We start from the raw sequence: 10,613 nt of genomic DNA, 5'->3' as shown, positions 1-10,613 counted from the left end.
TTGAAGCACACCATTGCCAACCACCATTGTTTGCAGACAAATCAAAATCTAATAGTTTTTCTGCAAAGTATTCTTCTCCACGACGCCAATCTATGAGTAAATCTTTTACCAAAAAACTAGCTACTACCATTCTTAGTCGATTATGCATCCAGCCTGTTTCGTTGAGCTGGCGCATAGCTGCGTCAATAATTGGATACCCCGTACTACCGTCACACCAGGCTTTAAAATGTTCGCTACGCCCTGGCCATTTGATATTTTCATATTTTGCCAAAAATGCTTTTTTCTCTACATGGGGAAACTGATCAAGAATCATTTGATAAAAATCGCGCCAAATCAGTTCTGACAACCAAACCTGACGACCTCGTGAGTAATTACCACTTACTGCAGATCGCACCAATTCACGAATTGATATTGTTCCAAAACGCAGATGTGGTGATAATCGTGAAGTGCCATTTTCAAGTGCCGGAAAATTTCGAGCTTCATCATAATTATCTATAGACTTTAAAAACTGTTTGAGTGACTTGTTCGCACCAACTTCACCTGCTAAAAATTTTAATTCTACTTTTGAAAAACCTATTTTTTCATATTCCAGAGGTATTCTCAGCGTATTTATTCTATGAGCAGCTATAAGTTTGTTTAAATGGGGGATGAATTTTTTTGTATCATCAGGTTTTAATGATTGAAGCCAGACTTTTTTATAAGGAGTAAAAACCCTATAAGGTGTTTTATCTGATTTTAAAATTTTTCCGCCAGAAAAAACAACTTGATCTTTATACAGATAAAAATCAACACCTAGTTTAGTTAATTTTGTTTTAACATTTTGGTCGCGACTTTTTGCACCCAGCTCATAATCTTCATTTGCAAAAACAGCTCCAGCATGAATTTTCTTTGCAAATTTCGGTATCTCAACTTCTGGATCGCCTTTTAAAATTACCAATTTAGAACTCAGCTTTTTTAGCTTTTGGTCAATTTCTTTTAAGGACTCTATGATAAAAGTAAGTCGCTTATCTTTTTTATTTTTTAAAAGTGATAGAATTTTTGTATCAAAAACAAATACAATTACCGTTTCATCTGATTGTCGAGTAGCTTCAAAAAGTGCACGGTGATCTGTTAAACGAAGGTCTCTTCTGATCCAACATATCGATCTTGATTTTTGATCTGTCATTTTTTTGATCCATAAAGCTCTGTGTACGTGCATGTGACGTTTTGAAAAAAAATTATGGTGGTGCGCAAGCGCCATCTACTTTTGTTCCTACACAAATATCATCGCCGCAATCACTATCAAATTCTTCACCATCACACCATTCAGCACGCCTCTCATCAGTACAGCCAATTGGCATTGTACCTTCTTGTTGTTCACAATCAGTACCACTGGTGGCTTTTTTAAATGTATCATCGCAGTAAGTTTCTGCCTTCGGATAAACGCAATCAGTTGTAGTGGTGATGACTTCACACTCGATGTCATAAGTTGTTGCGTCAATAGTGATCTCTTTTTCTCTAAAGCCAGGTTCACAGGGTTGGTCTGGGCTATTTCTGACAGTTCTTACAGTTGTTGATAAAGGATCTGTACAGCATACACCCTTATAAGCGTTTAACGATCCCTGATATCCACCTGCTGTGCAATCTGCAGCTGATGTACTGTATGCAGGTACTCCAGCTTGTACGCCAGCCATTCCACAACTTGGAGTACATACATCACTCACAAGATCAAAATGTGGAAACGGTGCTCCACAGCGACAGTTGATATCAGTAGCGCCACAGCTTGTACCGGGCGTAACAGGTGCAGATGGTGGAGTCGCAGGAATTGGGCCACCAGAACAATCTTTGGTACCCGTTGGACACGGGCTACCGCAACCATTACCAGGAGGTGCTGCATCTGGGCAATAAGTTGTCGTGTCACACACAGGTGTACAAGCGCAAAGACAAGATAAACTACAGCCATTATCTGTTGTTGCCGCTGGGCACGCAGGAGCCGGTGAGGGGCATTCTTCTTTAACACAAAATTGAGTACTCACTCGCGTACTATTTTGTGCTTGGTCGAATGCTACAAAAGAAAGCGTGTATCTTCCTTTAACCAAACCACTCATTTGGAGTTTTATTCCCGTTTGATTACTGACGTTATTTCCGTAAGTTTCAACTACGGATGCCGAACCCGTATTTTCAGGAATTGAATCAATTGTGTTACAAAGTGGATAATTGCCAGTAGGCGGTGGAATTAGATTTGTTGATGAATGTTTAAGTGTACATGACACAACAACAGCGGGTTCGTTAAAAGCTATTGCAGCAATAACTTCACCGCTTGAAAGTTTACTTTCAATTGAACCTCCAAGGTTTTCAATATTGCCATCACGGTTATTTAAAAATATTTGAAAATTATTAATATAGCCTGCGAGAGGGGCAATCGGCGCAACCGGATCAGTGGTAACAGCGGCTGGCGCATAAGGATCGCCGTCAGGTTTTAAAATAGTTTCACCGCTGCACTTTTGAGCTGTATTGTTATTATCGTTGTAAGTAATTGTAGTGATAATTTTTAAGCCGTAATCACTGCCGTCATTAGCTGTTGGGTTTTTACCTTTAGGAATAATCTTTTGTGTTCCTCTATTTTCACAATCAACATTTTGAGTTTCGCTATGAAAGCGTTGGATATTTAAATAAACTTCTTGATTTTTTAAAGGTGGCCCAACTGTAGGTAAATATGGATTTGTTAAGGCATGAGAATTTGTAGTGATGGCCCCCCCCCCACCCACCTGGTGCAGTTGTACACATAGCAATGAAGCCAGCATTATTATAAAGTGCTAATGCAGAGTTTGAAGCAGTGTCTGGTAAAAGCCATGCATTGGTTGCACTTGCAGTTACAATATTGGGGTTATCGACAATATTAAAATTAGCAAATCTTTCAAATGGGGGTTTAAGTTCAGCATTCTTTGCGTGCCAGTTTGAAGTTTTAATTCGATTATCAGAATTTTTAAATTTATTAAGAACCTGAGCTGCTATTGCTCGACATTCAGCTGAACCTTCAAGCTTCATGTTTAATTGTTTGGCTGAATTTAAATAACTAGCCACACCAAGGCTCACGACTAACAACAAGCCTGAGGCCACAATTACTTCAGCAAGGCCCACACCTTTTTGTGAGGATAGAATTTTTCGAGCCCGTACTAGGTACTTCATACATAACTATCGGCAGAACCTGCCAAAAGTTAAGCGTTTTTAAGGCACATTAAATACTTAGATGCGACTCAGCCTTAACGCTGGGTCAGTTCTTTGCTTTAAGGGCTTTTACAAAATACTGTTATTTTAAAGTCAACTTTAAAACAAACGCTTGTATTTTAAAGTCAACTTTAATATACTCGTACTATGAAACAGCGCTATATTTCAGCCTCAGTGAAAGCAGATCTTAAGAAAAAAATGGTTTTTGTCGGAGGCCCACGACAATCAGGTAAGACGACTTTTTCAAAACAGCTACTTTTAGAGCATTATAAATCTAAAGAACAACAAGAGAGTCGCTATCTGAATTGGGATTTCACTTCAGATCGAGATCGAGTGTTAAAAGGGCAGATACCAACTGAAGCTGGTCTTCTTGTGTTAGATGAAATCCACAAATACTCAAAATGGAGAAATCTTGTAAAAGGAATTTTTGACAAGTTTAGAGATAAACTCCAAATTTTAGTTACAGGAAGTGCACGACTTGATCATTATCGACGCGGCGGAGATTCTCTCCAAGGGCGCTATCACTACTATCGCCTTTACCCATTGAGCCTTAAAGAAATCGGCACTCCCAACCAAGATATACTCATCGCACTTTTAAATCTTTCAGGATTTCCCGAGCCTTTTTTTTCGGGATCCGAAAATGAGGCAAGAAGATGGAGCCGAGAATATAGAGCAAGAGTTATGAAGGAGGAAGTCTCGTCTATCGAAATGATTAAAGATCTTTCAACCCTCGAACTACTTGCTACGCGTTTACCTGCACTTGTGGGTAGTCCTCTTTCATTAAATTCACTCAGAGAGGATTTGAGTATTTCTCAACCTACAATTGCAAGGTGGGTTGAGATTCTAGAGAGGTTTTATTTTATTTTTCGCCTCTCACCTTTCGGTGGGCCAAAAATCAGAGCAGTAAAAAAAGAACAAAAACATTACCATTTTGATTGGACACAAATCGAAGAGCTTGGCCCTCGCTTTGAAAACCTCATCGCATTTCATCTCTTAAAGTGGTGTCATTACATTGAAGACACCCAAGGCTTTGATATGGAATTGCGATATTTTCGTGATGTCGATGGGCGTGAAGTAGATTTCGTTGTGGTAAAAAATAAAAAGCCACTATTTTTTATTGAAGCTAAATATTCTGACAAAGATATCAGCCCATCACTATCTTATTTGAAGAAAAAGTATCCCAGTGTTCAGGCTACTCAAGTTTTGTTTACTGAAGGAATCGATTTTAAAACCCTTGAAGACATCAGAGTTTGCTCTGCAGCTCGTTTTCTCATGGAATTTGTTTAATAGCACGATCACAATTAATTTTTCGTTGATTTTAAATCAAAGCGGCAATACGTGGCACATAATCCCTTCACCAGTCCAACCAAGCCCTTTAAGATCGTTGTATTCTTGAAGGTGAATTGTGTAGTGATGCAAATTACCTAGTGACAATCTGTATAGAGGAATCGCCCCTTGAGTATTCGTTGGCAAAACATGCCCACTGATTCCTTCACCAGTCCAACCAAGATTTTGAAGGTCAGTGTATTCCTGTTTCTGAGCTGTAAGTAAGTGCTGTTTTACTCCCGAGTGATACAGGCGATAAAGCGGCGTTGTTGAAATTGATTGATAAGTTCCGGGGCTTGTAAACATTTTAAAAGATTCACCTTCTGCTACCCAACCAGTTGCAGAAAGTTTTTCGTATTCAACTTCAGAGGCTGTGTACAAGTGGTCTTGCGTAACCGGCGAATAAAGTCGATATGCTTTCGTTGTCGGTAACGGCGTTGGTGTTGGTACGGGTGTTGATGCAGGTGGAGGAGGAGTAGGCGCTTGCACGGGTGATTGCTCAGGTGTTGGCATTGGTTCAGGAGTCGGCGTTGGTGTTGGCTCAGGCGTTGGTGTTGGCTCAGGCGTTGGTGTTGGCTCAGGTGTTGGTGTTGGCTCAGGCGTTGGTGTTGGCTCAGGTGTTGGTGTTGGCTCAGGTGTTGGTGATGCATTTATTATAAGTGCACTGACTTCTAAGCTTCGTACAGAACCATCACCAATACAAAGATGAGCAGTTGATATTAGGTTCATTGTCGTTATTGGAGGCCCTTGGGTCGCTTCACCTTCGGCATATCCATCAGTACCTTGTCTTGCACAAACTTTATTTTCTGCCACACAGAATTTACGATCTTCAGAGTTTCTAAAATCTTTTCGACACTTTCCACTCAGGCAATGCGAATCAAAAGCACAATCTTGTCCTGCTGGTTTTTTAACTGGATCCGGGAATGTTTGACCACTTCCAATCCATTCAATGACAACTCGGCCATGCCCAGCACATTCATTCACACCGTTAGTTACGACGTGATTAAGCCCGCCAAAACCGATGCCAGGCTGCGGGTTACCCGAAACACTGCGAAATCCACTCATCAATACTTTTTCACTCGCCTTGTCGTCGGCAGTGTCAATAATATAGCTTGATCCACCACCACTACCACTACCAGCTGATACATTGGTCCTGTAGTAGTTTCCACCACCACCACCGCCCCAAAACCCGATACCACCACCGCCACTACTACCATTATGACTAACTCTACCGCCGCCTACTTGAAACGAGGAATTGGTGAAGCCAAACGGAGCAGGATTCGGTAAGTCGGCGCCACGGCATTCGTATTTTGGAAAGCGAATTCCATTTTTTCCCCCTATCGGATTATCACCACAAGCTGGTGAATTGAACAGACGTGGTTCGATTACATTAAAAACAACATTTGGGCATCCAATCCCACTATGAACCAATATTCCGCCATCGATATATGGACTCGCCATTCCGCCTCGTCCAACGAATACTTCGTATTCATCGCCGATCTTGACATCGAAGACTCCTTGAGCAAACGCGCCACCGCCGCCAGTGGGATTTCTAGCTCCAGGATCTCCTATACCTCCAGCACCGCCAGCACCCCAAACACTAACTCTCATTTTTGTACAACCGTCTGGAGCCTTAAAGGATTTACCGGCTGCAGGGAGAATGCCTGCATTGGGGTCAGTCGGCCAAAACTGCGCTTTAACTGAGTGAGCATTATCATATACCGATGCCTTATCTGAATCTATATCGTGATAGTCGTAAGTGGAAGTCTTTGGCCCGGTAGTACAATCTCCTGAAGAAATAACAGAAGATTTGGGAGGTCGGCAAAGCTGGGTTTGTCGACCAGGAACAAAAGTAAAGTTGACAGCAGGTGCAGTGCTAGCTTCTGCCGTTCTAGATACGAGAAGTGGAGGTGGAGGAGTCCAAGTTTTAATTACGGCTAAATTATCAGGTGTTGTATTACCGGCACTATCAACTGCTTTTACATTGATGTTTGTGCAATCAATTTCTTTTGGTGAATATGGACTTAAAACATTGCCATCACAATTAACAATGTAATGACTAAACACACTTGAGGGTGCAGGGTCTGAATTTGACAATGTGAATTTAGATTTATTTATATTACCTAATACTTGAACTGGATCACTCACCATAGGTGTTGGCGGTCTTGAATCAAAAACATAAACTGCCGTGTCTTTATGATTATTTTGCGTAAGTGCTGCAGAATTTCCCAAAATATCAGTGGATACGATTCTAAACTTAAATGACCCTTCAGGAATATCTTCGAAATTTACTGGGCTCTTACATGAGGCGATTTCTTTTACTAGTACCGGTGACGCACCATTCATCTGAATTATTTGACAATTTGTTGTAACCGCTGAGTCATCTAAAACTTGAAAAAATATCCCTTGAAAAGATTTTGGCGGAAAGATTTTTGTGTTAAATGCCATCTGTGCTGGTGGCAACGCATTAGTAATCGTTACAGTAGGTGCAGTACGATCAACTCTCCATTCATATTTTGATTCAATTTCAGAAACAACGCCAAGTGCATTTTTTGATTTAACCCTAATATTATGTAAGCGATTAGCATCGCTTTCTGAAATCGTAAATGTTTGATTAGCACTGCACACTTTAAATGCTTGATCATCTAAACTGCATTCATATGAAATTGCTGTTAGGCCATTACTCTCACTAGAAAATGTAAAACCAATTTGTAAACTTTTAGTTAAATTAGGAGACTCAAGTGCTGTTGACGGAGTAATCACCACATTACCTGGTTTATCTAAATCAGCAGTCCACACATACTCGATAGGCACTTCTGTTAAATTTCCGCTCTCATCTTGTGCTCTGACTAAGAGTTTATAAACCCCAGAAGTTGTAATTAATGGACTAAAAACCTCAGTATTGATTGAAATATTTTTCATGTTTGGAATCACTTGCGGCGCACCGTTCACTATCTTAACAACATCGATTTTATATTGTTTTGCCACTACTTTTTTGTCTTCAACATTATCTATGCCTGAAAATTTAAATGATGCAGAATTATTATTGGTCTGACTAGGTGGTGTACCAACAATACTTGTTTCTGGCGCCTTAGAATCTACATAAACAATACGCGAAGCTTTTTGAGTAAGCGCAATGTTCTTCGCGTCTACCTGCCAAACTGAAAATTGCACAGAACCTTGTGGAATATTTGTTGTAAGAGTTTGCGCGTGGGCTCGAGAAATAATTAAGTCAAAATTTTATTTAGACTTCCGGTTGTTGAACTTGAGGCGACAAGCTGAGAAACACTAACAGGGCTCGTACACGAAACAGGTGCAAGACTGCCTAATTGGCAGTTATATAATGCTAAGGTTGAACTTACATTTGAATTTGATTTCGGGCCAAATGAAATCGCATCTGTAGTCGATGTGATTATGTTTGCGCTAACAAGTGATGAGCCACCACTAACTCCAGATACAACACTAGACATAATTTCAATTGTTAATTCAGGCAGCGGGAGTTTTGAATATGCTCCAAAATAATTACCTTTTTTAGGGCTGCAGCCAGATAAAATTAATAAAAAGATAACCGCTAATTTTAAACTGCCCATAAACTTACACCCCTCTTAAAAATCAAAATGGACCACCACTCCACAACTTAGTAAAATCAAATTTATTGAGCTTTTTTAGTTATCGAATTGTGATCTTTTGCATTGAACCCTTTTTTATCAACGATGATATTGTAGGGCTCAACTAATTCTTGAAAATAATCATGCTCTCGAAATGATAATGGTTTTGGCGCTTCACCTTGAGCCACTTGTTGCATGTGATTTAAAAACTTATACATTGGCCCCGCCACTCGGTGCGACAAGATAAGACCACCAATTGACAACAACACAAACGTAAACACTGTTGTGATTGCAAAAACATTAAATATTACTTTTTGATATTCAAATGCGAAAACAAAATATGGGTGCTCCATGGGCAATCCGTACGACACACCTTGAGCTATGAATCTATCCATCAAATAATAATTAGTTAGATAAAGTGAACTTATAATCAAAAGCGCTGCGACTATAAAATAAGCTACAAAGCCGATTTGAAATTTAGGATTAATTAAAAATAAGATCTCGCCTCTTCATTTTAAACCTCCGCATACGCACATGTGTATTTACCCATATGATGTATCGGCACTTTCATAATAAACTTTAATTTCTAAATACTTAGATGCGGCTCAGCCTTAACGCTGGGTCAGTTCTTTGCTTTAAGGTCTATTGAAGTAAAAATTCGATATCTTGAGCCGTAAGGCTTTTCAAACCCGCTTGTGCTGGTGAGAAGAGTTCTTCAAAGAGCTTTTTCTTTTTACCTTGTAGCTGCAGTATTTTTTCTTCAACAGTGCCTCGCGCGATTAAGCGATAGGCAAAAACTGGCTTTGTTTGCCCAATGCGATGAGTTCTATCAATAGCTTGGGCTTCAACTGCTGGGTTCCACCATGGGTCTAAAATAAAAACATAATCGGCTTCAGTTAAGTTAAGACCAGTTCCACCTGCTTTGAGACTGATGAGAAATATTCTGCAATCGGGGTCTTCTCGAAATCTTTTAACTCTCTCGGCACGATCAGATGTCTTGCCATCTAAATATTCATAGACAAGCCCTTTTTGGCGCATACGTTTTTGAACAATTGATAAGAGTGAAGTAAATTGCGAAAAAATAAGTAACTTATGATTTTTCTCAGAGAGAACTTCTTCAACCATCTCATCTAGTACATTTAACTTACCACTTGAAAGTGTTTCTTTATTTTTATCAACCAAACCCGGGTGACAAGCTGTTTGACGAAGACGTAGTAAAGCTTCAAGTACATGAATTTTTGATTTTTGAAACCCAACTTTATCTACTTTATCTTTAAGTATACTTTGATAATACATTCGCAATTCGTCGTAATACTGCTGCTGATCTTTTTCTAAATCACAATAAATTACCTGCTCCGTTTTTGGCGGAAGTTCTTTAAGCACTTCTTCTTTTGTACGACGTAATAAAAATGGTGATAAAGCCTTATGTAATACCGACGGCAAAGCACCATCTTGATTTTTTGAAGTCTTCGTCAAATTTTGAAACACCGCTGATGAACCTAAAAGCCCAGGGTTTAAGAATTCAAATAATGACCATAATTCGCCTAAGTGATTTTCAACAGGTGTCCCGGTAAGTGCAAGTCGCTGTTTTGCTTTTAATAGGCGACAAGCTTTTGATGAAAGAGATGAGCTGTTTTTAATATTTTGAGCTTCATCTAAAATAACACGATCAAATTCAATGGTGAGTAATGCTTCTATGTCTTGACGTAAAACTCCATAGGTACAAATAATAATTTGGTAGTTTTGAAATTTCTCGATTAACTTAAACCTATCAATACCGCTATAGATAAGAACCTTAAGCTTAGGAGTAAACTTCTCAGCCTCTTGCATCCAGTTATGAATTAAACTCTTAGGCACAACAATCAGTGTCGTCCCCGTCATCGGGCCCTTAGTTTTTAAATGCTGTGCTTGAAGAAAAGCTAATACCTGAATAGTTTTACCTAGACCCATATCGTCAGCAAGACATCCACCAAAACCAAATTCTCTCTGAAACTCAAGCCAAGCTAGCCCTGCTTTTTGATAATTACGAAGCTTCCCTTTAAACCCTGTGGGCGCATTTACTGGCTTAATGCCGTCAAAAGATTTTAGTTTAGTACGCCACTTTTGAAATTCTTTATCGAGTTTTACTTTCGGTAAATTTGCAGTAAGTGCATCAATGAGACTTAATTGTGCTTTTGCTAAGCGCAACGATTGACCATCGGCTGTGAGTTTTCCAAAACGCTCAAAAACTGATAATCGATTAAACCACTCCTCTGGCAAAAGACCAATTGAGCCGTCATCTAAGTGAATAAACTTCGAACCCGCGCGCACTTCACGCAAAAGAGTTGGAAGATCAAAACTTTTTCCATCAAAGGTTCCGTCAATCGAAACGTCAAACCAATCGATTCCCGATTTAACACCAACGTCAAAATTAGAAGCTATTTGAAGTTTTTTTCCAGATACTTCTACGCGCCAACCTTGTGCTTTTAATGC

The 10,613-nt window shown here is 39.6% G+C and carries 8 protein-coding genes; 1 reads left to right on the top strand and 7 read right to left on the bottom strand.

Going from position 1 to position 10,613, the window contains the following annotated elements:
• The 3 genes from SGI74_14345 to SGI74_14335 form a co-directional block, all read right to left on the bottom strand.
• Window positions 1-1,198, bottom strand: a 1,198-nt coding sequence (locus tag SGI74_14345) for a deoxyribodipyrimidine photo-lyase (protein MDZ4678674.1), incomplete at its 3' end; no start/stop codon positions are given.
• Window positions 1,199-1,217: 19 nt separating this feature from the next.
• The gene (locus SGI74_14340) at window positions 1,218-2,747 is read right to left on the bottom strand and encodes a hypothetical protein (GenBank protein MDZ4678673.1); all 1,530 of its coding nucleotides are present in this window, start codon (window positions 2,745-2,747) and stop codon (window positions 1,218-1,220) included.
• Complete coding sequence (locus tag SGI74_14335; protein ID MDZ4678672.1) at window positions 2,629-3,168, bottom strand: hypothetical protein; 540 nt, start codon at window positions 3,166-3,168, stop codon at window positions 2,629-2,631. Before SGI74_14335 ends, SGI74_14340 begins: the two co-directional genes overlap by 119 nt.
• Window positions 3,169-3,354: 186 nt before the next feature.
• Here SGI74_14335 and SGI74_14330 point away from each other — a divergent pair, with 186 nt between their 5' ends.
• A complete protein-coding gene (locus SGI74_14330) occupies window positions 3,355-4,494 on the top strand; it encodes an ATP-binding protein (protein ID MDZ4678671.1) in 1,140 nt (379 codons plus the stop codon).
• Window positions 4,495-4,530: 36 nt separating this feature from the next.
• Here the strand turns inward: SGI74_14330 and SGI74_14325 are convergent, their stop codons facing one another.
• The 4 genes from SGI74_14325 to SGI74_14310 all read right to left on the bottom strand — a co-directional run.
• Window positions 4,531-7,707 (bottom strand): hypothetical protein, encoded by a 3,177-nt coding sequence (locus SGI74_14325; protein ID MDZ4678670.1) that lies wholly within the window; start codon window positions 7,705-7,707, stop codon window positions 4,531-4,533.
• A 53-nt stretch (window positions 7,708-7,760) separates the two neighbouring features.
• Window positions 7,761-8,123 (bottom strand): hypothetical protein, encoded by a 363-nt coding sequence (locus SGI74_14320; GenBank protein ID MDZ4678669.1) that lies wholly within the window; start codon window positions 8,121-8,123, stop codon window positions 7,761-7,763.
• Window positions 8,124-8,185: 62 nt separating this feature from the next.
• A complete protein-coding gene (locus SGI74_14315; GenBank protein ID MDZ4678668.1) occupies window positions 8,186-8,536 on the bottom strand; it encodes a hypothetical protein in 351 nt (116 codons plus the stop codon).
• A gap of 247 nt (window positions 8,537-8,783) precedes the next feature.
• The coding region (locus SGI74_14310; protein ID MDZ4678667.1) for a DEAD/DEAH box helicase at window positions 8,784-10,613 on the bottom strand (1,830 nt) is incomplete at its 5' end.

It is taken from the genome of Oligoflexia bacterium, from assembly GCA_034439615.1.
Taxonomy (GTDB): domain Bacteria; phylum Bdellovibrionota; class Bdellovibrionia; order JABDDW01; family JABDDW01; genus JAWXAT01.
The sequence above is the reverse complement of the archived record's forward strand: the minus strand, read 5'-3'. Positions and strand labels throughout refer to the sequence as shown.

Excerpts from the sequence above, each read along its gene's own strand:
- SGI74_14335 (MDZ4678672.1), bottom strand. The coding sequence starts at position 3,168 with ATGAAGTACCTAGTACGGGCTCGAAAAATTCTATCCTCACAAAAAGGT.
- SGI74_14330 (MDZ4678671.1), top strand. The coding sequence starts at position 3,355 with ATGAAACAGCGCTATATTTCAGCCTCAGTGAAAGCAGATCTTAAGAAA.
- SGI74_14320 (MDZ4678669.1), bottom strand. The coding sequence starts at position 8,123 with ATGGGCAGTTTAAAATTAGCGGTTATCTTTTTATTAATTTTATCTGGC.
- SGI74_14315 (MDZ4678668.1), bottom strand. The coding sequence starts at position 8,536 with ATGGATAGATTCATAGCTCAAGGTGTGTCGTACGGATTGCCCATGGAG.